This is a genomic window from Sphingobacterium sp. 18053 (assembly GCF_902706145.1).
Lineage (GTDB): Bacteria > Bacteroidota > Bacteroidia > Sphingobacteriales > Sphingobacteriaceae > Sphingobacterium > Sphingobacterium paramultivorum.
In genome coordinates this window covers 1-426 of the sequence record NZ_CACSJW010000048.1, presented here as the reverse complement: position 1 = coordinate 426, position 426 = coordinate 1, and the positions used below count along the sequence as shown (strand labels likewise).

Annotated in this window: 1 protein-coding gene; it reads right to left on the bottom strand. The window is 39.9% G+C overall.

The genetic code is table 11. From position 1 onward, the window contains the following. Window positions 1-426 (bottom strand): VapE domain-containing protein (locus tag GVK91_RS27225; protein WP_200845726.1); only part of this gene is annotated, 426 nt, incomplete at both ends.

The following is a 426-nucleotide window of genomic DNA, read 5'->3' as shown; positions in this document are numbered from 1 at the left end:
AATCCTTCACGTTCATCGGTTTCCATCGCCTCCGTTTGTTCTTGCATGGCTAACACACTAATATCCTCTGTAAGATAAAGCGGTTCTTTTTTTATATAATAATGCCACGCTTCAGCCCATATTTGAGCGACATCCTCATCGGTTAACTGCCACGATTTTTTATGAGACTTTCCAGTTACTTTGACTGGCCAAAATCGTCTATTCCCTGTAATATCTCGTAAGAATCCTGTTTCGGAATTGGTAGATCCTACGATAATACATTGCCTTGGATGATTTTCAACAAATTTTCCATAAGAAGGGCGATAGCTGTCATCGGTACGGCTAATAAAACTTTTAACCGTTTCAATATCGGCTTTCTTCATTCCTGCCAATTCGCCAAGTTCTAAAATCCAATAGCCTTGTAGTTTTTCAGCCCCGGCTTTATCT